This is a genomic window from Leptolyngbya cf. ectocarpi LEGE 11479 (genome assembly GCF_015207065.1).
In the GTDB taxonomy this organism is placed as follows: Bacteria; Cyanobacteriota; Cyanobacteriia; order Phormidesmidales; family Phormidesmidaceae; genus Leptothoe; species Leptothoe ectocarpi.
The window spans coordinates 1-22,871 of the sequence record NZ_JADEXP010000063.1 but is presented as its reverse complement, the minus strand read 5'-3'; the positions used below and the strand labels follow the sequence as shown (position 1 = coordinate 22,871).

Genomic DNA, 22,871 nt, shown 5'->3' with positions numbered 1-22,871 from the left:
TTTCTGCACTCCATAGGTTGATGCATTCGCTCTCTGTTCTCTATTGGAGCCTACGCTATATACCCCCTGCTTAAGAAACGCATCATTCTTTGCTGATAATGCTTTTGTTTGAATTGGATGGTTGAGCTGAGCTAGTTGAGCATTGAGCGGATTTTCTACCTTACTCGCATCAGTATGCAATATTTGTGTCGTGCTAGTGACTGGACGAACAGTTTCTTGTCCGTGCTTCTTGTAAGCTTGTTTAACGCTCCGCTTGGGTTGGATTACGCTTATGTCGCCAAAATGGAAATTGGTTGATGTACCAATTGTTGAGTGATCGGTACTATTGTTAACATTTTTGACTCGTGAGGAGGCCTGAATCTGGCTGTAAGTACTTTTTGTTTTGGCCGTCTGAGCAGTTTTTTTGTTAATGCGATCGCGATCGCCCATCGTAGCCTCCTAACATAGCTCTTTATCAATTGCACTTATAGTGCCCAACAAGTCCTGTTGAATTTAGAGGTTTCTATGTTTCGGTTTTAGCGGCTCTAGAATGTACTTTACCCCCTCTGTTTCAAGCCGAGATCTCACCATCCTAATTGGGTACGCTAATAAACAAATAAACTTGGTTGGTTTGCTGAGGATAGCTGTGATTACAGAATGGATATCAAAGAGACTTCTCCAGTATTACCTATTAAGGCTGCCGTATTCAACTCGGTTGATGCGGTACCAGTCTCTGGTAAATGTGAGCTGGTTAACATCGACCCTAAAGGAAATTAAGCCAAAGGTTTTACCAGAATTAGAGACCATAACTGAACCAGAGATAGTTCCAGATCTTATCCAATCACCGATTCCTCACTATCATCAATATCGTTGCTTGCAGGGCAATCCACTCAGCTGTCAGGAACCTGCTGCAGAGGAACAGACGAGCTGTAAACAATGTTATTTTCCCGCTATCTTACCGGCAGGAGGACTGCTTCTTGGTAAACAGGGAAAATATCAAATTGGCCGTAGCCTGGGACGACGTGGCATTGGCAGGCTATATGAAGGAGTTCGCCTCAGCTCTGAAGAATCTGTTGTTATTCAAGAGTACTTACTGCCTGAAAAATACTTTAGCCCAGAGGAGCAACGACAATACCAGGAATCATTTGCTAATCTTGCAGGGCTGACCTTAGCCGATGGGCGCGTACAGGATGCCAGAATTGTTCTGCCATTAGAGGCGATTGCTGATTCATCGGGTGAGCGCTGCTATCTAGTCACATCAGCCGTGGACAGCAACCCGACGCTAAATCACTACTGTGCCAGACACGGCCCCTTTGATAGTAATGCAGTGCTGTCGATTCTCAATCAGGTATTGCAAACTCTGATCTGCTTACACCAGCAAAAGTTCTCTTTGCCAGCAGGACAGATACAGGAGGGCATTATTCACGGTAATCTCAGTTTAGACAGTCTGCTGTGGGTCGCTGGTTCCTCAGAAAAAACCTCGAAAAAAACTTTAGAGGGATTTGTCTATCTTACCGATTTTGACCTGTGGGAGAGACTGTTTAACCCAGCCCTGGCGAACAGAGGCCAGCCCAACTATCAAGACGATTTAGCCGCTCTGGGTCAGGTGGCCTTTTTTCTGCTCAATGGAGCCACCCTCAACGATCAGGGACAATCCTTAAAGCCCCACCTCAATAGTGACTGGCCCGATACCTATATTCCCCTCAAACTGTTTATCCTGCAGTTACTTGGAATTGACCCACCGTTTGCCAGTGCAGAGGCGGCCCGAACAGAGTTGTTGGCGATGCCTCCAGAGAAAGCATTGAGCCAGTGGGAACACCGCCAGGCAGACCATTTACCCGTTAAACAAACCTGGTGCCAACGGTTGCTTCCCATACTGATAGCGCCTGCTGTTCTGGCAGCGCTGGGGGGTATGGGCTGGCTACTGCTCAGGTCCCTGAGGCCAAGCTATGCAACCTCTCTCCACCCTGTTTGCTGTCTTGAGGAGATCGATGCTGTTCCCATGGGTAGCTACAGCTATGCTGTACCGACATCAGCCTATTGGTATCCGTTGTTTAGGGCGGCCCCCCCTGGGACGTTGCCCACAGTATTTGATCAGCTACAAAGCCTCCATTCAGACCTGGCTTTGGTGCCCCATGTCACTAGTTCGGTGGAGTCTGCGATCGCATCTATCCAAGCCGGCCAAACCGACTTCGCTATTATTCCTTTAACCACGCCCCTGCCCGCCGACATTACCGGTACCGTCATTGCCTACGACAGCCTGGTGCCCGTGGTCGCCTTTAACTATCCAGACCGGGCCAAGGGATTGCCCGATGCGTTAGATGGCGAAATCACCCTGGCAGATTTAGCACAGCTGTATACTGGTGAGATCGACAACTGGCAGCAGATCAGTTCCTCTGATTTAACGGTTCAGCGCTACTGGGTAAATGATCCGACTGTGCAAACTATAGTTGCTCAACGGGTGCTTAACTCAACAAACGGGTCTGAAATATCCGATCAGCCATCATTTGTGAACTCTCCGATTAATCCAGAGATTAACATAGAAGAACCAGAGGCCCTGACAATCCTGACGATGCTACGCCAGATTTTGCGAGATTTTGAAAATACAACCGTTGGCAGTATTGGTATTGCTCCCCTGAGTCAGGTATTTGGTCAGTGTTCTGTGTACCCGCTGGCGCTAACAGAAAAACGGCAGGCCATTGCACCACTGGTATTGAGTCATGGCAAAGCAGTCGGTGTGGAGGAGGATTTGTGCGATCGCAAAGGCAGCTATCAGCCCAATGCCCAGGCTCTACGCAGCGGCTCCTACGCCCTAGCTTATCCGCTGGCAGTCATTTATCCCTTTGACAACAGCCGTTCTCCCGTTGGTAAAAAGCTGGCCGAGTTGTTACTGACCCAAGAAAGCCAAACGTACCTGACGTCGCGAGGCATGGTATCCGCCTATCCCAGTGTCGCTGATGACGCTCAACCCGCTAAGTTTTGATCCTTGCAGAAAGTAGATTAACCCATCAAGAAACTAGGAAAGAGAAACACTAGGAGAGAGTCATCACTTTCTTATTATTCGCTTCCCCAGCAGGTTAAACACCTATAAAAAAGGCAAAAACACCTATTGTTTAATATTTGTAACACGCTGGGGTAACAGTGGATATTAGCTGGATTTAGAAATAGCCTTTGGGTCTATTTGCTTTACCAAGACTTCATCGCTTTGTAAAACCCAGTTTTTAAGCAATAGTCATTAGGCTGTAAGCCTTATTTTTCAATGCCTAATCCTAATCTATAGCCAAGTTACATCACGACTAAATACCAGCCCTCTAAAGGTCATTTTAACTGTGTTTAATATTTGCGATATCCCTTTATTTATAATCCTTTAAGCTGGCTAGCGCTCTAAAACTGGACGCTACATTCCCGAAAGCAGCTAATAAAAGCCTTAAAAAAGAGGCGCTAAATGCCATTTTGGCGTTCAATGATTCCTCAGATGGTTGATAGTAACTAGAGTCGTTGTAGCGATGATTTTGGGCGAAGTTTTTGAGCGTTTCATTGCCGAGAGTCCCCTGAGTGTGATGCTCAGAGTGATTTTGGAGCAGAGTTTACCATCAGAAGAGATCGATGAGCTCTTTGCGCAAGAAGCTCAAGACCAGTATGAACGGACATTACTATTTTCCACCGTGGTCACGCTAATGAGCTTGGTAGTGTGCGGGATTTCCCCGTCGATCAATGCGGCGTATCAAGCCAACGCCAAAGGGATTGGTGTTTCCGTTCAATCGGTGTATAACAAACTCAATGGGCTTGAACCTCAGATCATTGAGGCCCTTGTCCGTCATGGTGTGCGGAAGGCCCAAGCCCTGATTGAGCGGCTAGGAGGAGCTTTAGACCCTCTGGTGCCTGGGTATCGCATCAAAATTATCGATGGCAATCATTTGGCATCGACAGACCGGCGCTTAGACGTCCTGCGCTCTCAAGGAAGTGCCCCATTACCGGGACATGCGTTGGTGATTTTGGACCCGAGGTTGCAGTTGGCGATTGAGGTATTTGCCTGTGAAGATGGCCACGCTCAAGAACGTGCCCTGTTAGGACGGGTATTAGCCACGGTGGTCCGGGGTGATTTGTGGATTGCCGACCGCAATTTTTGTACCTTAGGGTTTCTCGGAGGCCTCCACAGTCGTGCCGCCTGCTTTGTTATTCGGCAGCATGGCAATTTACCTTGGAGCCCTTTGAGTGAGCTGGAGGCCCAAGGCGACAGTGACACGGGCAGCGTTTTCGAACAGACAGTCCAGGTGGTCATCAACGAGACGATCCAGCTAAGCCTACGTCGCATTGTGGTTCGCTTAACCCAGCCAATCCGAGCTGGGGAGACTGAACTGGCCATTCTCTCCAACCTGCCTCAGACGGATGCATCCGCTATCCAGATTGCTGGACTCTATCAACGGCGCTGGCGGATTGAGCGACTCTTTCAAATTCTTGACCAATGTTTCCGAGGCGAAATTGATACCTTGGCCTATCCGAGAGCCGCCTTATTTGGCTTCTGTATGGCCCTCATTTGCTACAACGTACTCGCGGTGATCAAGGCCGCCATGAGAAGCGTTCATGGGACTGGCAAAATTGAAGCCGGGATTTCTAACTATTATCTAGCCGATGAAATCAGACGCGTCTACGATGGCATGATGATTGCCATTCCCCCGGCTCAGTGGCAACCGCTGGCTTACCTTGATGAGGCTCAGACCGTAGAGCTGCTTCAGCAATTAGCCGAGCACATGGACCTCTCTAAATTTCGCTCACATCCTAGGGGTAAAAAGAAAAAAGTCTCCAAACCAAAACCTCCCAAAAATAAGCCGCATGTCTCTACAGCTCGTTTACTTGCTCAAAATAGAGAGCCTAAAAAATCACCTTGAAAGGGCTGGTATAAAAAGCTACAACTTCATTTCTTTGAATTCTAATCTAACAGCTAATAAAGCGTTGTAGCGGCGAATTTTTAGGCTTATGTAGTATGGCTAAGACTCTGGTCACCGCTGAACTCAAACGTTAATTTAAAGTTGAATAGTTGTCCAGCGATGCAACTATTCCTCTGGGAATCAAGAGTTTCAGAATATAAATAGCAAGCGATATAGGCCAAACCATTCGCAGAATTCAAAACCGTAGGGTTTTGCATCGATGCCCTTCGCTGGTCTTAGATGATTTCAGAACTTTTTCATTTTTAGCTTTTAGTCTTTAAGGTATAGCCAACTGTCCACACCACTGCTTACAGATGGCTGATGTTCCCACCCCCAGGAAGCAACCCATGAAGTACAACGAAAGTGGTAGCCCGTTACAAAAAATCGTCTACATCAAAATTGAATGTAACGGTAAAACCGAACTTAAAGCAGTTGAGCTCTACACAGATCAAACCCTCAAACCATAAAGCTTTGATCTAAGCCCCCAGTATTGGGGGTTTGGGGGCCTATCCGACGAAGCCAAACACCTGATCTTCTATCCTATAAACGATTAGGCTCACCCACTTATTTTCCTGGTGTACTAAATTTGTTAGAACCTAACCATGTCGATCCCTCATAAAAATTTATCCAGACTGCTACCCCAAAGTGCTCGTGGTCGCACCGCCATCTTTATCGATGGCTCCCATCTATTCTATGCCGCTTTACAGCTCGATATTGAGCTGGACTACACCCAATTGTTGTCCACACTAACCATGGATTCACCGCTCTTGAGAGCATTTTTCTACACAGGCGCAGACAGCGGCAACGAAAAACAGCAGGGGTTTCTGTTATGGATGCGGCGCAATGGCTATCGAGTCGTCGCCAAAGAATTAGTTCCTATGCCCGACGGGTCTAAGAAAATCAACCTGGACGTGGAAATGGCTGTGGATATGCTAACCCTTGCCCCCCATTACGATACAGCTGTTTTGGTTAGCGGTAATGGTAATTTGGCCTACGCGGTTGATGCCGTGAGCAAACAGGGTGTACGAGTTGAAATAGTTGGGCTGAGAACTATGACCAGCGATAATCTCATCAATGTCGCTGACACCTATCTCGATATCGCCACTATCCAGACAGACATTCAGAAGGCTATTCCTAAAAGAGAGACTAAAACAAGCGAAGACCGCTATGTTTACCGGCCATTGACATCTAAATTGTCATAGATTTAATGCCATAACTTCTCTTTTTCTTTTTGTTTTCCACGGGTTTTATCATCGCCATACACTGCCCCTGATGTCCCTCGCGCTCATAGTAAATAGCCGCAGAGTCTTGCAAAAACTCTAGATGTTCCGCCCCAGGTAATGCCTTGGTTAGGGTGCTAGAAATCAATAGCCTCAAACCCGGCGACAATATCTAATATCTCTTCTGTGATGGCATCTTGTCGCTGTTGCTGATAGGTTACCTTAAGGGCTTGCAAACGCTCATCTATATTCTTTTCAGCCACTTGCATGGCTGCTAGACGACTAGCGTTTTCACTGGCCAACGATTCAGCACAGGCCCGATATAGACCAATAAAAAAGTGCTGCTGAAAAATAGCTGAGAATAGACGCTCATAGTCCATCTTCACCTGTGGCCGACAACGGGAAGGCCAAGGCTGCTGCTCTAACTGCTTCAAGTAGAGATAGCTTATGGGAAACAATTGTAACAACGTCGGGGACGATGTCGTGCCCCCGGTAGGTCGATTATGGAATACCCAAATATGGTCTACCTGAGAGTTTTGTCGCCAGCTCTCTAGCTGCAGTACAATCTGCTGCACCAAGGGGGTAATTCCTCCAAGGGAGGAGGATACAGACAGACACTGGTCTACCGGATACCCAGCGGTTATTAGACTATCGACAACACGGGAACCAACGGCTAAGACTGTGGGAGCAGACACCTTATTCTCAGTCCGAAATCGATGCAGCCGCTCTAGACGACGGTCAACAAACTCAACCAGCTGCGAATTAAAGCACCCACACATACCCTGGTCACTGCCAAAAATTACAATACCTAAACGTTTCGGTGCGGTTGGTTTTTGAGTACTCAATGCCTCTGGGAGGTTGATCATTAACACCTGCAGTGCCATGGCTAGAACCTGGCTATGGTCGGCCAAAGAAACTACAGCATTCTCATACTGATGAATACTGACGGCTGCTAAAGATTTCATCGTTTTGACAACAGATTGCAAATCATCTGCCGTTTTAATTTTTCGCTGGAGAGATTCTAGCGTTGTCATTATTTTTCTTCCATTGGACCCAAAAGCTGTGTGGCTATCTGTAATAGCAGCTCACAGTCATCATCTGTCAGCTTTTTGCCCAGCAAAATCCGCTGACACACATCGGGTAGCTGTGGTTCTACCGCACCACAAAGTAGCGCCTCGGCCTGGGGAATATCCGCAATCGACACATGATCTAATAGTCCTGCATTCGCCGTTAGCAGCAGGATGATCTGCTGACTGACCGTTAGTGGATGATACTGATCTTGTTGAAGAACGGCCCTAATGCGACGACCGCGAGCGAGGGTTTGCTGTGTCGATTCATCTAAGCGGGTACCAAACCGGGCAAAGGATTCCAGCTCTTGGAACTGGGAGTACATAAGGCGCAAATCTCCGGCCACAGATCGATAGGCAGAGAGCTGAGCCTTACCCCCCACGCGAGAAACCGAGCGTCCCACATCGACAGCGGGCAGCAAACCTTGTTGAAACAGCGTGGGGGTGAGGTAAATTTGCCCGTCCGTAATCGACACCAGATTTGTCGGAATATAGGCCGACAGATTACCGGCCTCGGTTTCTACAATGGGTAAAGCCGTTAGAGAGCCTCCCCCCAGATCTGGCCGTAGACAGGTGGCCCGCTCCAGTAAGCGAGAGTGGAGATAAAAAATATCGCCGGGAAATGCTTCTCGTCCCGGCGGGCGACGCAGCAACAGAGATAGCTCCCGATACGCTCGCGCATGGTGGATCAGATCGTCATACACAATCAGCACATCACGCCCCTGTTCCATAAAGTATTCCGCCATGGCGGTGGCGGCGTAGGGGGTAATGTATTGCAGAGCAGGGGTGTCTTCACCACTGGCGACCACAACAAGGCAATAGCCCATGGCCCCTTGATGATGCAGGGTGGCAATTAACTGGGCAACGGCATCACTGCGCTGGCCAATGGCGCAGTAAATGCAGATCACGTCCTGATGTTTTTGGTTGAGCATCGTGTCCAAGGCAATAGACGTTTTGCCCGTTTGGCGATCGCCTAAAATTAGCTGTCGCTGTCCACGCCCAATGGGCACCAGCGCATCCACCACTTTGATGCCTGTCTGTAGAGGCACGCTCACCGGAGAACGCTCCATAATAGTGGGAGCGGGTCGTTCAATCGGTCGACGCTCTAGCACGGGTAGCGGCCCCCCTTGATCCAAGGGTTTGCCTAGGGCAGTTACGACTCTGCCGAGCAAACCTTCTCCGACAGGCGTATCCAGCACTCGCCCAGTTCGCTGTACCTGACTGCCCGCCTTGATGGTGGTGTAGTTATTCAGTAGTACTACACCCACTTCATCGGCATCGAGGTTAAAGGCCAGACCCATGGAGCCATCGGCAAATCTGACTTGTTCTTGCGATCGCACATTCGGCAGCCCCGCCACCCGAGCAATGCTGTTTCCCAAAAAGGTCACCGTGCCCACTTCCTGACAGCTCAGCTCTAGGCTAGTCTGTTCCCTGGCCTGGGCAAAGGATGCCAGCGTAAACACATTCATTAATGGAGCTGACGTCCTCGACTCTTCCATAGCTCTATCCTGCCTGCTGCTCAATGTGTTGGTCTAAAACGTGAGCTAGATTTTGCTCTAGGGTCTCTATATACTTAGCCAGGTTCCAGGCGAGACAATAACCCGGCACATTTAGTTCTAAGCCACAGATCAGGACAGGATTTAATTCATAATCGAAGTTTGAGAAGGACCCGATACCTCGCAGTGCTTCTGTAATCTCTTGTTGAGTGGCTGCCGATAGGGGAAAACTGCTGCTTAGCTGCACTGGCGTGCCATCGTTCAAAGCGCTCTGTAGACGGGTTCGTTCCTGCTCTGGCAGCTGAGCCAACCGGGTGAGAAATTGATGGGTGATTTGTTGCTCTAAGGACGCATCCGCCAGCTCCGTTAACACCTGACGTAGGGTTTGGGTGAGTTGGTAGTTGGCCTGCTGCTGAAACGAGCGTAACACCGCTGCTTTTTCTTGGGCGATGCCATGGTACCAGCGATCTCTGGCCGCGTTTACTTCATCTTTAGCCTGCTCTAGTCGCGTCAGGCGTTCGTCTTCTAGCTGCGATCGCAGTTCTACCAGGCGCTGCTCACGGTGGGCCGCAAAGTCCTGCTGCATTTGCTGCAGCCGCTGGGCTTCTGCTTGGGCTATCGCTTCTCGCTGCTCGGCCTGTTCCAGCTGATGCGCAATCGTCTGTTTACGCGCCTCCATAGCACGGGTAATCGGCCCGTAGAGAAAGCGTTTTAGCAACACCACTAAAATCAAAAAGTTCACGATTTGCGCCAGCACCGTGAAATTGTCAATTAGCATAGCCTAGCCCCCCACTTGAGTTGTCACATAGACCCAAAACGGATTAGCAAAAATCAAGATCAGGGTAATCACAAAACAATAAATCGCCGTGGATTCTACCAGAGCCATGCCCACAAATAGGGTACGGGTAATGGTATTCGCTTCGTCAGGTTGTTGGGCTAAGGCATTGAGAGCCTGGGCTAAGGCTCGGCCTTCTCCTAGGGCGGGGGCAATGGACCCAATCGCAATGGTGAGCCCAGCGATCACAATAGACGCCATACCAATCAGGGCAATATTATCCATGAGAAATCTCTCCTAAAGAATCAGCATCTGGGGATATCGTCTCATTGTCAGGGGCCTGAACTTCTGTCGCAGCTGCAATAAACACCATAGCCAATACTGCGAAAATATAGGCCTGAATCAGCCCCGTCAGCAGGCCAAACATCTGCATTACCACGGGAAAAAACAGGGGGGCAACGGACAGTAAAATAGCCACGATCATGGTGCCACTCATCACATTGCCAAACAACCGTACGGCTAATGAAATAATTCGTGAGACATCGCCAATCAGATTAAATGGCAACATCATGGGCGTGGGTTCTAGATATTGTTTGAGATAAGCACGCCAGCCACGCTGACGAATCCCAAACAGTGGTATGGCCACAAACACACAGAGCGCTAACGCGGCTGTTGTTGACAACGAACCGGTCGGAGGCTGGTATCCCGGTAAAATGCTGAGTAAATTGGACGTCGCAATAAATATAAACAGCGTGCCCACAAAGGGCAAATAGGGCTGCGGCGGCTGGTCGCTGACATCACGAATTTGATTATTTAAACCGAGCACTAGCACCTCTAGCAGATTTTGACCCGGTGAAATCTGCGTTGACGCCGACAGTTTACGAGTAATCCACCAAGATCCTAGAACCAGCAGGCCCATAACAAACCAGGTAAATACCAAGGTGGCATTTAGAACAACGGGTCCAAAATGAATCGGGATTTGATCAGGAGTCAGGTTCATAGAGACAGCTCCTTAAGGCCAACGCCGGGGCGAGCAACTGCCCCAGAGCGCTCTACAACGCTGAGCAAACGAGCAATCAACAATGTGCGGCCCATCCAAACGCCTATACTCACCAACAAAATCACCAGTAACGGTGGAGCAACCGCCTGGTTGAGTAACCAAGCCCCACCTCCCAACAAGACAGCTAAACGTCCAAACCAGCTCACCGCCAGCCACAAGTATGGTTTTTGCCAGCAATGGAGGCGACGCAGGGTAAACCAAAGGCCGCCAAAATAAATAATTCCTAAGCTGAGTCCCGCCAATAAGAGACCCAGCCCCTTCATAATTAGAGAAATAGTCATACCAGCAATTTTCTCCGCGTTTTCCAACGAGAAATCAAAGGTCGCAAACACAGGGGCATGATCGTGCGAGCAACGACAAGCCCCACCAACAGGGCTAATAGCCCTGTCTCAGTCATGGTGACTCTCCTTTGTCACCCAGTACCAGGCATTCCAACAGCCCAGTCCCAGCCCTAAGACCAACAGCATCAGGGTCCAAGAATACTGTCCTGGGTCACGACGGTCGATCCAAATTCCCAGGGCCAGACCCATGAGGGTGGGCAACGTCACGGCCCACCCCACCATGCCAAACATTCCTAACGCAAACCATACCGACTTACGACTCCGACGAGCCTTGAGCTTACGACGAGCTTTTTCGCCAATATCTTTTAGAAAAGAATGATGGTTTTTGGGCGAACGGGGCGGAGACATAAGATCCTTCCTGCTACTCCACAGATAACGCCGTAAACTGACGGGCCAGACTCGCTTCCATACGAGCAATGGCTGTACGGGCCTGACGCTCCTGCTCATCAATGGTATAGAACTGCTGCGCCACCTCCTGTTTCAAGACCTCTAAACTGTCGCCACAAAACGCATTGCGGGTAGACACGAGTACCTCTGGTCCACATTTGATTAAAATGCCACCCTCAACAGCTAAGAATGTTTCAGCTCCATTCGCTTGAAACGTCAGAATCCCAGGCACCAAGGCCGTTAACATATCAATATGACGCGGTAATAGACAAAAATTTCCATTGACAGCCTCAGCAACAATTTTTGTCACAAATTGATCTATTAAAACCTTGTTGGGGAGAAGAACTTTGAGATGCATAGGAACCTTACTAAATGTTTGGAGCGCAGCCAATCATGTACAGGTCTTTTTCAGGAATGTCAGCAAATTGATCATTGAGGATGCGATCGCATCCATCCAACGCATCTTCCAAGGACACCTGCTGCCCTTGAATGCCTGTAAATTGCTCTGTTGTAAAAAACGGCTGAGTCAAAAATCGCTCCAGCCGTCGTGCTCGGTAAACCGTTTGCCGCTCAGCCTGAGCCAGTTCTTCGATGCCTAGCATCGCGATAATATCCTTTAAACCTTCATAATTTGCCAAGGTCTGACGAACCGCCTGAGCAATCTCATAGTGACGTTTTCCCACCACGGACGGCATCAAAATTTTTGAACCAGACTGCAATGGATCAATGGCTGGATAGAGCCCTTCGCTAGACCGGCGACGAGACAACACAATCGAGGCTGACAGATGGGAAAATATGTGAACAACCGCAGGATCGCTGAGATCGTCAGCTGGCACATACACTGCCTGCACCGACGTAATTGACCCCGTATCAGAACTACAGATCCGCTCCTCTAGCGCTGCGACTTCCGTTGCCAGCGTCGGCTGATAACCCACCCGTGACGGCAGCTGCCCCATCAGTCCCGATACCTCGGAACCCGCCTGAATAAATCGAAATACATTATCGATCAAGAGCAACACATCCTGGTGAGCCTCATCTCGAAAATACTCAGCCATGGTCAACGCCGTATGTCCCACTCGAAATCGTGCCCCCGGTGGTTCATTCATTTGCCCAAAGACCATGACAGTTTTATCCAAAACTCCCGCTGTCTTCATTTCGCGATAAAGCTCTTCCCCTTCACGAGAGCGCTCGCCCACACCACAAAAAATGCTTACTCCCCGATATTGCTTGGCAACATTATTAATTAACTCGGTAATCAAAACCGTTTTACCCACCCCAGCTCCACCAAACAGACCTGCCTTACCGCCGCGTTCTAACGGAGCTAGTACATCAATTGCTTTGATTCCCGTGGTCAGGATCTCGGTCTGAGTAATCCGATCATTTAACGGCAGTGGCTGTTTATAAATAGAACGACGAGGTCCCAATACCTCTCCTTTGCCGTCAATCGGCTCTCCGAATACGTTGAAAACTCGTCCCAACAAGCTATCACCAACGGGGACTTGTATTGGCAAATACGTCTCTTCAACGGGCATGCCCCGAGCAATTCCGTCAGTGGGGACAAGAGCAATCCCTCGAACAGTGTGGGCGTCTAGATAGTTAACCACTTCAACAGTGCTGCTCCCGCCGATAGTCACCTGAGTATGTAAGGCAGGTAAAGCATCCGAGAAATACAGATCGACTACACTGCCTCGCACAGCAATCACTCTTCCCGACCCAACTTCGGACACTCTAGAACTCATTGCTGACTAGCATCCGGGATATCTCCTTCAAAGGGTTGTACCCCTGTCTTAGGATAGTCATCATCACTGGGAGAAAAGATTCGCTTAGCCGCAGCTAGCACCCAACCTGTGGATTGTTTGATGGACTGACCAATAGCATTAAGTCTTCTTTGTACTGCACTCATGGTGAAGCTCCTTTATTTAGCTCTGCTTTTCTTTAGAGAAATACTGTAATTCCCAACAATCTTCTAAAAAATCAACCTTGTCGCCATGAAAGACTGCCATGGTTCTAAATTTGAATCCTCCCTAGCTGCTCCGTATCGAACGCTTTTAATGTACGAAGAAAGTTTGGGGATACTATGAGGAAAATGAGACATTTGTATAGAACATAACAACTCACACTAACCAAATAACCACGCTAGCAATGAGGCTATCTTGCAGCTTAGTAAGCAATTATGGTGAACTTGTGAGGAAGGCGAATAAATAAAGCTAACCGGATCATTCCTTCCAACCTAAAAACCCTGATATCTGACTTGCTAAGGTAGTGGGATCAAATGGTTTACTAATTATCCCTTTGGCTCCCAAACGATAAAATTCGCGGCGGTGAGCTGCTTGTACTTTAGCTGTAAAAAAAATCACAGGAATATCTCTTGTATTGGGAGACGCACGTAAAATTTCTAGAGTTTCTATCCCACCCTGTTGAGGCATCATGGCATCCAGCAAAATAGCATCCGGCTGTTGCTTGAGTGCAATCTCAACCCCTTCAGCACCTGATGAAGCCGTTAACACTTTCCAACCAGTCTCTAATGTCAGGCCTATTTGGGCGACCGTATGAATATCGACTTCGTCATCGATAACGAGAATGCATTTATTAGCCACGGAACATTCTTGGTATGAATAATCAGAATTCTAGCCTAAAGCAACTGTACATAAATACGCCATTTGCGTTATTCAGGTAAGCTTAACGACTGAGGCAGACAAGTCGAAATGAAATTTGATATCTAGATTGACTCAATGGCGGTGTATAGTTCATTTCTCTTAGGCAGCGTCACATAAAAGGTACTACCTTTACCAAATACACTTTCAGCCCAAATTTTACCACCATGCTGTTGAACAATTTTCTGACAGATAGTCAACCCCAGACCTGTACCCCCTCGTCTACGTGAGTCAGAGGCATCTACTTGCTGAAATCGCTCGAAAATGATGTCTAATTTATCAGATGGGATCCCACGTCCCTCATCTTTTACTGCTATTTTCGTCTGGATGTCACTATCGACAATACTCAGTCGTACCGCAGAGCCTGCGGGAGAAAACTTGATTGCATTACTCAGGAGGTTCGTCAGTAGTTGAATAATGTGATCGGCATCGGCCCAAATTGGGGTATCTAGAACAGCTGTTAATAGTTGTACCCCCTGTTCATCTGCCATAGCCTGCATCGCTTGGGTTGCTTGCTCCACCAGCTCTGCCAAATTACAGCTTTCCATATCCATGGAAATTCTCCCAGATTCAATTCGTTCTAGGTCTAATACGTCGTTGATTAAACGGGTTAATCGTTCCGTATTTTTGAGAGCAATGTCTACAATCTCTTGTCCTTTAGCACTCAGCTGTCCTAGCTTACTGGTGGATATGAGTTTTAGCGAACCATGGATGGAGGTTAGCGGTGTACGTAATTCGTGCCCAGCAACTGATACAAACTCATCCTTAAGGCGTTCTGTTAACTTGCGATCGCTAATATCACTAATCAAACCAAACACACCTTTAATCGTATGATCGTCTCCTATGTCAGGAATGTAGGTAACCACCACATCCCGCTGTCGACCGTCAGGGGGCGTCATTACCACCTCGCATGTCACCCGTTCTCCCTCTAGGGCTGCTTCAATATAGGGTTGCATCTGTTGATAGTCCACCTTTCCCGTTACATCTTGTATCCGATGTCCCAGCAATTGCTCAACAGAACACTGAAACCAGGCTTCATAGGTTTGGTTAGTAAAGCGATAGCGCTGTTCTCCATCCACATAGCAAATTAATACAGGCAGCGCGTCGGTAATTAAACGCAGCTGCTCTTCACTGCGTCTTAGGGCCATCTCTGCCTGCCTACGCTCAGTAATATCCTTAAGGATTACCGTAAATATAGTCTCTGTTTCAGTGGACAGTCGAGAAATAGATGCCTCGGCAGGAAAGATTTCCCCCGTCTTACGCTGCCCTGACACATCTCGGCTGCGCTCTGCCATCTGACGAGATGTATCCGACGAATGCTCAAAATTATCTACATACCGCCGATGGCTTTGGTGAAATGCAGCAGGCATCAGCATATCTAGAGGCTGCCCTAACACTTCGTCAGGGGTATAGCCAAAAATTTGTCTCGCCCCCTGATTGTAAAGAATAATCCTTTGCTGTTTATCGATAGAGATAATCGCATCGTCAGCCGTATCTAGAATTCCTGCCAACTGCTGTTGACTATCTCTTAATGCTGTTTCTGTATGAATACGTTCCTGGATTTCCCTTTCTAGATGTTGGTTTGCCACCACCAGTTGATTAGTCCGTTGCTCAACTCGTATTTCTAACTCTTCTAATAACTGTGCCTGGGAAAGTGCCACACCCATCTGCTCAGCCAACTGTTGCATAAGATTGATTTCAAAGGGTTTCTCTAAGGCAGACTGCTCAGCTTCTACAGCCGCAATAATGCCCCAAATCTTATTGTCAACATAGATGATCGATTCGATAGAAGCATGGGTGCCAAACAGCTGGCCTAGAAACTGGCTAGGGTGACAAGAACAGTCAGAAGAAGACGGAGGAGGATGGCATAGCTGTGCTGTGTCTATATCATCCAGACTATCTATATTCAAATTTAGAGTGGGAACTACCTGATTTAGAAAGGAGGTTGCATTGGGTAGGGAAGATTCTTGGATGACGATGCCCGTCGTTGGAGAGACACATTTGACAATCAAAACGCGATCGCAGTTCAAGAGCTGCTGGGCACCCGCAGTCACTGTTCGCAAAATTTCATCGATTTCCAACGAAGCAAGAATTTTGCGCGTAATCTCTCCGAAAAGATGTCTTTGCTGATATTGACGGGCTAACGCCTCTTCAGTCCGTCGCTGCTCCGTAATATCGATACCTGTACCAATCAGATAGTCCACAGCCCCGACAGCATTGCTCAAAGCAGTGTTAGACCAGCGAATCAGTCGCCGACTACCATCCTTACAAATCCATTCATTTTCATACTGATTCGCCGCATAGTCTAACTTTAGATCCTGGAAAATACTCCGTATCTCATCTTGTTCTTCAGGAGTCGTCAAAATAGTCCAGACTTCTTGTCCAATGACTTCACTAGCGTCATACCCTGATACCTGTTCACAAGACCGATTAAAGCGAACAATTTTTCCACTTTTATCCAGCACAATGATCAAGGCACCAACCGTGTTTAAAACGGCTGCTGTAAAATCGCGTTCATGTTTCAACGCCTGTACCGTCTGCTTACGATCGGAGACATCGCGAGCAGCTGCGTAGATTAGCTGGGTTTCAGCATCAACTATGGCATTCCACTCTAGCCAGCGATAGTTACCATCTTTGCAGCGGTAGCGATTCTCAAAGGCAATAGAGCGTTCGCCTGCCACCAACCGCTCAACTTCGGCTTGAGTAGCGTCTCGATCATCTGGATGTACAAAGTTTATAAACGGCGTTGATATCAGCTCTGTCTCGTCGTAGCCCAATAACTCAAAAAATCTAGGGTTAATTTGCTGAAAGTAACCATCTAACCCAGCAATACACAGTAGATTCGGTGTCAGCTCAAACAGTCGTCCGAGCCTAACCTGAAGCTGATATCGATTTTGAATCTCTTGCTGAAGAACAGTGTCAGTTTGTACAAGGCGAGCGGTCTGACGACCCAACGATTCTTCCAATAGCCGGTTAGCAACCTTCAGCTCCATTTCTAGACGCTGCCGCTGCTCAATTTCAGTCTGCAGCTGCAGGTTAGTTTGACTGAGTAAGGTTGTTTTTTGATCATTTGCATGTTGAATCTGCTCAATTTCCTCTAGCATCTCTATGGGGTCTAGAGGCTGCAGTAAATCAGTTTGGCTGACAATACCTGCTAGATCTCCATTGGCATCGGTCACCACTAGACGATGGGTATGATACCGCTGCATCTGCTGATGCGCCATCCAAAGAGAATCTTTTTCTCTCGATAAAGATAAGGGAGTACTCATCACTCCCTGGGCTATCGTTTGGCGTAAGGGCAGTCCCAAAGCTCGAAATTGCAATATATCTCGCTCAGTTACAATGCCTAAAGGGATTTCTTGTGGAGCATCTTGCTGATTTGGCTCAGTAATCACAATACAGCTGACCCGATGCTCAGCCATGCGCTGCACTAAACTAAATAATGGCTCATAGCCTCTAGCGGTAATCACCGACCGAGACATCACATCGCCAACATATCTGAGCTTGAGTAAGTTAAACGGCTTTAAGGCTTGACGAATAGACGTTTGGCTAACGACTCCTAATAAATTGCCCACCTCGTCGACGATGGGTAGTTGACGGATTCGATGCTGTTTGAGCGCAGCCAAAACGGCAAATATACGGCTGGCCTCGGAGTAAGCCAATGTCTTGACCGGCTGGGTCATTACCGCCGAAATTTTTACCAGACTGAGATCAATATCCTCTGCCACTAGCCTGACTAAATCACGCTCGGTAAAAATGCCTATGAGCTGTTGGTCAGACATCACCAGGACATAGTTCCCATAGACCATCGTGGCCGCCGACTCAGCCAGGCTATCTAAAGAACACCGATGGCCAATCGATTGGCTCATCAGCTCTACCACCGATGTCACCGAGGTATTAGCAGCCACTTTCAAGGGCGACGTATTGAGAACCTGATCAAGATTCAGAATTTGCAGAGAGCTACGCTGAATACCTGACATTCTAAAGTTTTGCACTCAAATACTGATTAATCATTAGCCACCCCACCCCCCTGAGCCCACTGCATCGTCAGATTACTCTCTTGCCTGCCTATGCTGCAGGCGACTTTTAATTTTCATTGGCAGATCGGTCACCATCACTGATTTACTAATAAAATCATCAGCTCCCACCTTAAAGGCATCCTGTTTAGTGGGGATATCCTCATGCACCGTCAAAAATAAAATAGGCAGCTGTTGCCACCGATCGTCTGCCCGTAATACCTGGCACAGGTCTAATCCATTTACCTCTGGCATCTCCACATCTAAAACAAGCAAATGGGGCTGTACTGTCTCTAGGGTTTTGAGTAGCTGGGTTGGATCGCTGAGGGTGGTTAGCTGAAATCCCCAAGGCGACAAAATTGTTTTCAAAAAGTCCAATACCTGAATATCATCATCCACAATCATCACTTTGGTCGCTGTGGGCTCATCTTGCAGCAGCTGTTTTAGATCTTGGATAACTTGTTGCGGCGATGTAGACCTAGGCAAAATCCGATCTGCTCCCTGCTGTACCCAGATCAGCCGCTGGCGAAAATCCACTGCATCAGAAATCACCAGCAGCGGCTTTTCTGCCACCTGTCTGCCGAAGCGTTCCAACAGGTCCATGGCGCTCGTCGCCCCTTTCTCTGGTAGCCAGATTACGATGCCATCTAAGGAGTTTGCCTGAATTTTTGATTCCGCCTGGGTCAGGTCAGAAACAGCCACAATGCGTAATCCAGATGCTGTACCGACGCTCATTAAAGCCTGACTAAACTCTGCTCGCGCCCCAAGCAGCAGAATCTGAGGTGTACTGGCCATGGCGGTGGAAACGGCCTGCTGACTGCCACCCTTTGCGAGGTTCTGCTTCAGCCCTTCGACCAAACTGGTCATCTGAAATACCTGCTCGTTATCGAGCGGGACATCAAGCTGCAGCAGCTGCTCTAGCTCACGGGCCAATCGCGAGCCTTCTGCAAACCCAAAGCATCCTAAAGAACCCGCTAGTTTATGGGCTTGGGAGCGTCCTGCATGTTGTAGCTCCGGGCTCAACTGACCGCCATCCAGCGCGGCCACAGCCGCCGCCAATACAGTCAGACGTTCTTGCATCGTGTCTTGATGGACTTCCCAAGCTTTTGCGATCGCAGCCTCCATATCGGCTTGGGTAGGCAATTCAGAGTCTGGCCCCGGCTTCTTCTCAGCCGGAACCGTAGACTCCAATGCCTTTAAGCGATATCCCAACCCATACACCGTTTCAATAAAGTTTTTAGGGGCTCCACCGGCCTTTAGTTTTTGCCGCACTCCCTTAATGTGGGTCCTCACGGCATCCCCACTGGGTGGGTCTTCAAACGCCCACAGATTGTCAATAATGGCATCCAAACTAAAGACTCGATTAGGATGACGCACAAACAGCTCTAGTAGCGCATATTCCTTGGGCGTCACATGCAGCTGATGGTCACCATAAAACACCTCAAAGGTCTCTGGTGCAATCGATAGCGCTCCCCACTTGAGCGTCGACGTCGCGTCCTGGCCGTCTCGCCGCAGCAGCGCCCGAATGCGTGCGCATAGTTCCTCAAAGTCAAACGGTTTGACAACATAGTCATCGGCCCCGGCATCTAAAGCCCTCACCTTATCTTTGCTGTCATCCTTAGCCGTCAACATCAAAATAGGGCAGCTGATATTTTTTTGCCGACATGTCTTACAAAGGGTGATCCCATCTATATCAGGCAATAACATGTCTAGAACAATCAAATCATAGTTAAAAAGATCTAGAAACTCCTGAGCAATCTCACCATTGCTAGCAATGTCCACGGCATAGCGCTGCTTGATCAGACGCCCTGCTAACATCTCCATCAAGACCTCGTCATCATCAATCAGCAATAAGCGCATAGCTCAAACTCAATACCATTCATAGCCGGCTGACGCATCAATTTTAAGCCAGGTCGCGCCGATGTATTGATATATCCCCATCAAATACTCACATTGAGTCGTTAGCATGCTAAGTCTCTGTCATCAATAAGCTGGCATACGATGGCTATTCAATCTCTCCCATCCCTAATTCAGCAAATGCTACGGCCCAGTTTTTATCCCCACTGGACCCAAAACACGATTGAACTAGTACAAACCCATACTGCCTACGTCCTACTAACGGGCGACTATGCCTATAAAGTTAAAAAGCCAGTTAACTATGGGTTTCTTGACTATTCTACCTTGACAGCTCGCAAACACTATGTAGACGAAGAGCTGCGTCTAAATCAACGCACTGCCCCAGAAATTTATTTAGACGCCGTTCCTATTTACAAAGAAGGAGCCATTTTTAGCCTATTAGCCCAGGGGGAAGCGGTCGAATATGCGGTAAAAATGAACCAGTTTCCAGCGGGTTCTCTATTTTCCGACTTGTTAAGCCAGGGACAGCTGACCTCGGAACTCATGCGGTCCCTGGCTCATCAAGTAGCAGAATTTCACAATCGAGCTGCGGTCAATGAGCACATTCAGTCCTTTGGTACTGTCGAACAGATTCGCCTGGCCTTCGATGAAAACTATGCCCAAAGTCTTGCCTACATCGGTCGCGGACAAACTAAACCGCAGCTACAGGAGACCCAAGCCTACACAGACCGTGCCTTTATGGAATGGCAAAATCGGTTTCAAGACCGCATCCGACACCATAAAATTCGTGAATGCCACGGCGATCTGCATCTGAGAAATATTTGTCTATGGCAAAACCGTATCTTTCTATTTGACTGCATCGAGTTTAACGAAGCATTTCGATATGTAGACACCATGTACGACGTGGCCTTTACAGTGATGGACTGCGACGCACGAGGACGTAGTGACTTAGGCAACGCATTTCTCAATACCTATTTAGAGGCTGCAGGAGACTGGGAAGGTTTAGAAGTTTTACCGCTATACCTCAGCCGTCAAGCCTACGTTAGAGCTAAGGTTACCTCGTTTCTCCTAGACGACTCGACTATTGCCCCTGATCGAATTCAGCACATCCAGACCCAGGCTCAAGCCTACTACACCCTTGCGTGGCGATATACCAAGGTACAGACAGGGCGATTAATTTTAATGTCTGGTCTGTCAGGCTCAGGTAAAAGCACCGTAGCGAAAAAACTAGCCTGTCTTATCAGTGCAATTCACATTCGCTCTGATGCCGTTCGCAAGCATCTTGGCGGCATTCCTTTACAACAGCGAGGAGACGCTAGCCTCTACACTCCAGCCATGACCCAAATTACCTATGCTCGCTTAAGCAATTTGGGTATCCGACTAGCGAAACTGGGATACACCGTCATTCTCGATGCAAAATACGACCGCATTGGCACCCGACAAGTAGTCTTGAATCAGGCAAAAGCTGACAATATTCCAGTTTCTATTCTGGTGTGCAAAGCCCCTCTCACCGTTCTCCGCCAGCGGCTGCAAGAACGGACGGGTGACATTGCCGATGCCACTGCTGAGTTACTGATTAAACAACAGACCACAGCAGAAGCGCTAACGAATGAGGAGAGTTCCCTGGCAACCTACCTCGATACGACCACCAATATGGAAGAGGAAATTCATGCGATCGCAACTCAGTTTGCTCCAGCTGTCCAAGTTACCTCCTGTATCTAAATCTCGTATGTCCTAGCTGCTAATCCCTGAGGAATAATTTTGGCAGTCTTCTAAGAATTTACCAGCGTCACTCCTTGAGACTCTTGCACAACATCAGGTGTCTCTTGGATAGGACTTTTTGGTCGTGTAATCAGCACAGAACAGGGGGCTCGATGGCTGACATAGTAGCTCACACTACCCACTAACAGCTCTTTCAAACCTGATAATCCACGAGAACCCATCACAATCAGATCGGCTTTCCAATCTTTGGCTACCTCACAAAGACGTGGACCTGTGCGCCCTTGCATCACATCACAGATTGCATCAACTCCTTCGTCCTCTAATTCTTGCACCTGCATTTGCAGGCGTCGCCACCAGCCATCAATAAACTTATTCCAGTCATATCGATACTCTTCCAATAAACGCTCATTGTACTGAAGCATATATTGGCTATCGCTAAAGATGAGCTTTTGCGGCATATCATGCTCGTCCCCATCAATCACATGAACCAGCCTAATTTCCGCCTTGTGAAGCTGTGCCAAATCAAGAGCAGCTGTTACCGTCTGTTCTGCCATACCAGACCTATCCACAGGCACCAAGATACGTTGCAGTATTCCTGGCATCTGAGTCTTAACGCTTAAACTACTTGGTTCAATAGACATCTCAGATTGTTCATCCGGATGAACAATCAATACAGAACAAGGGGCATGGTGCATCACATGATTACTGACACTTCCCATCAGCAGTTCACTTATCCCAGAAAGCCCCCGACTTCCAACAATAATTAAATCTGCATCCCAGGTTACAGCAAACTCACATAGCTTTCCTCCTGGATTACCATGCAGTAAAGTTCCAGAGGCAGCAGCAGGTTTCTCCTTCGTCTCAGACACCTGCTGCTCTAGCCAAGCTTGAGAGTTATCAACAAATTTATTCCAAGCTGCTTGATAAGATTCCAGCATCGTAGTATTCATCCCTGGATAGGGATAGCCGTTAAAATAGGAGCCAACTGGTGGTGCATCTGATTCATGACCAGACAGAGCAAAAACCAACTTGAGTTCAGCCCTATAGCCTTGAGCAAGCATGATTGCTTTTTGGAGTGCTTTTAGACTCAAATCAGATTTATCAAGACCAACTACGATTTTACGAATCATTATTTTCTCCTGGGTTTCCCACATCTAAGCAGAGTCAAAAATCTGTTCTAAGGATATCGACGAATCTCACAGGGAATGAAAGAATCTGATATTTCAACTCTTCTAATACTCCAATAGTCCGGACAGAAAAGCGAGAGAAATAGCCAGAAAAGCTATTCAGGCACTAAGGTTTTGTTAACAGACAAACCCACCTGAATAGCCATGACATGCATCATACCGGGTCTACTACGAAAAGTGGG

General features: G+C 48.0%; 19 protein-coding genes. 4 read left to right on the top strand and 15 right to left on the bottom strand.

The annotated features are described in order from the left end of the window. A partial coding sequence (locus tag IQ260_RS09490) for a hypothetical protein (RefSeq protein WP_193992865.1) occupies window positions 1-429 on the bottom strand: 429 nt, incomplete at its 3' end. Between the two features lie 268 nt (window positions 430-697). Between IQ260_RS09490 and IQ260_RS09485 the strand changes: the two genes are divergently transcribed. The 3 genes from IQ260_RS09485 to IQ260_RS09475 all read left to right on the top strand — a co-directional run bounded on the left by IQ260_RS09485 (window position 698) and on the right by IQ260_RS09475 (window position 6,109). Next, window positions 698-2,962 (top strand): substrate-binding domain-containing protein kinase family protein, encoded by a 2,265-nt coding sequence (locus IQ260_RS09485; protein ID WP_193992864.1) that lies wholly within the window; start codon window positions 698-700, stop codon window positions 2,960-2,962. 523 nt (window positions 2,963-3,485) lie between these two features. After that, entirely contained in the window at window positions 3,486-4,868 is a 1,383-nt protein-coding gene (locus IQ260_RS09480; protein WP_193992863.1) for an IS4 family transposase, read from the top strand. Window positions 4,869-5,509: 641 nt separating this feature from the next. Then, a complete protein-coding gene (locus tag IQ260_RS09475) occupies window positions 5,510-6,109 on the top strand; it encodes a LabA-like NYN domain-containing protein (RefSeq protein WP_193992862.1) in 600 nt (199 codons plus the stop codon). 155 nt (window positions 6,110-6,264) lie between these two features. Here IQ260_RS09475 and IQ260_RS09470 read toward each other — a convergent pair whose 3' ends face one another. From IQ260_RS09470 to IQ260_RS09410, 13 genes are all read right to left on the bottom strand, one after another. Continuing rightward, complete coding sequence (locus tag IQ260_RS09470) at window positions 6,265-7,161, bottom strand: F0F1 ATP synthase subunit gamma (RefSeq protein WP_193992861.1); 897 nt, start codon at window positions 7,159-7,161, stop codon at window positions 6,265-6,267. Next, window positions 7,161-8,693: an alternate F1F0 ATPase, F1 subunit alpha gene (locus IQ260_RS09465; protein WP_193992860.1), complete on the bottom strand. Its 1,533-nt coding sequence runs from the start codon at window positions 8,691-8,693 to the stop codon at window positions 7,161-7,163. The genes IQ260_RS09470 and IQ260_RS09465 overlap by 1 nt, the downstream gene beginning before the upstream one ends. Before the next feature lie 4 nt (window positions 8,694-8,697). Next, window positions 8,698-9,468: a F0F1 ATP synthase subunit B family protein gene (locus IQ260_RS09460; protein ID WP_193992859.1), complete on the bottom strand. Its 771-nt coding sequence runs from the start codon at window positions 9,466-9,468 to the stop codon at window positions 8,698-8,700. Between the two features lie 3 nt (window positions 9,469-9,471). After that, a complete protein-coding gene (locus tag IQ260_RS09455) occupies window positions 9,472-9,750 on the bottom strand; it encodes a F0F1 ATP synthase subunit C (protein WP_006512841.1) in 279 nt (92 codons plus the stop codon). After that, the gene (locus IQ260_RS09450; RefSeq protein WP_193992858.1) at window positions 9,743-10,465 is read right to left on the bottom strand and encodes a F0F1 ATP synthase subunit A; all 723 of its coding nucleotides are present in this window, start codon (window positions 10,463-10,465) and stop codon (window positions 9,743-9,745) included. The genes IQ260_RS09455 and IQ260_RS09450 overlap by 8 nt, the downstream gene beginning before the upstream one ends. Beyond that, window positions 10,462-10,857 (bottom strand): ATP synthase subunit I, encoded by a 396-nt coding sequence (locus IQ260_RS09445; RefSeq protein WP_322744925.1) that lies wholly within the window; start codon window positions 10,855-10,857, stop codon window positions 10,462-10,464. The genes IQ260_RS09450 and IQ260_RS09445 overlap by 4 nt, the downstream gene beginning before the upstream one ends. 57 nt (window positions 10,858-10,914) lie before the next feature. Next, window positions 10,915-11,214: an AtpZ/AtpI family protein gene (locus tag IQ260_RS09440; protein ID WP_193992856.1), complete on the bottom strand. Its 300-nt coding sequence runs from the start codon at window positions 11,212-11,214 to the stop codon at window positions 10,915-10,917. Between the two features lie 13 nt (window positions 11,215-11,227). Then, window positions 11,228-11,611 (bottom strand): F0F1 ATP synthase subunit epsilon, encoded by a 384-nt coding sequence (locus IQ260_RS09435; protein ID WP_193992855.1) that lies wholly within the window; start codon window positions 11,609-11,611, stop codon window positions 11,228-11,230. A gap of 10 nt (window positions 11,612-11,621) precedes the next feature. Beyond that, window positions 11,622-12,992: a F0F1 ATP synthase subunit beta gene (gene atpD, locus IQ260_RS09430; RefSeq protein ID WP_193992854.1), complete on the bottom strand. Its 1,371-nt coding sequence runs from the start codon at window positions 12,990-12,992 to the stop codon at window positions 11,622-11,624. Further along, entirely contained in the window at window positions 12,989-13,156 is a 168-nt protein-coding gene (locus IQ260_RS09425; RefSeq protein ID WP_193992853.1) for a hypothetical protein, read from the bottom strand. Before IQ260_RS09425 ends, atpD begins: the two co-directional genes overlap by 4 nt. Window positions 13,157-13,469: 313 nt before the next feature. After that, window positions 13,470-13,850 (bottom strand): response regulator, encoded by a 381-nt coding sequence (locus tag IQ260_RS09420; protein ID WP_193992852.1) that lies wholly within the window; start codon window positions 13,848-13,850, stop codon window positions 13,470-13,472. Between the two features lie 122 nt (window positions 13,851-13,972). Further along, complete coding sequence (locus IQ260_RS09415) at window positions 13,973-17,887, bottom strand: PAS domain S-box protein (RefSeq protein ID WP_193992851.1); 3,915 nt, start codon at window positions 17,885-17,887, stop codon at window positions 13,973-13,975. 72 nt (window positions 17,888-17,959) lie between these two features. Beyond that, entirely contained in the window at window positions 17,960-19,783 is a 1,824-nt protein-coding gene (locus tag IQ260_RS09410) for a response regulator (protein ID WP_193992850.1), read from the bottom strand. Between the two features lie 141 nt (window positions 19,784-19,924). On the opposite strand from IQ260_RS09410, the gene IQ260_RS09405 reads away from it, so the two are divergent. Continuing rightward, entirely contained in the window at window positions 19,925-21,502 is a 1,578-nt protein-coding gene (locus tag IQ260_RS09405; protein ID WP_193992849.1) for a bifunctional aminoglycoside phosphotransferase/ATP-binding protein, read from the top strand. 50 nt (window positions 21,503-21,552) lie between these two features. Here IQ260_RS09405 and IQ260_RS09400 read toward each other — a convergent pair whose 3' ends face one another. Continuing rightward, window positions 21,553-22,632: a universal stress protein gene (locus tag IQ260_RS09400; protein WP_193992848.1), complete on the bottom strand. Its 1,080-nt coding sequence runs from the start codon at window positions 22,630-22,632 to the stop codon at window positions 21,553-21,555. Between the last annotated feature and the right edge of the window lie 239 nt (window positions 22,633-22,871).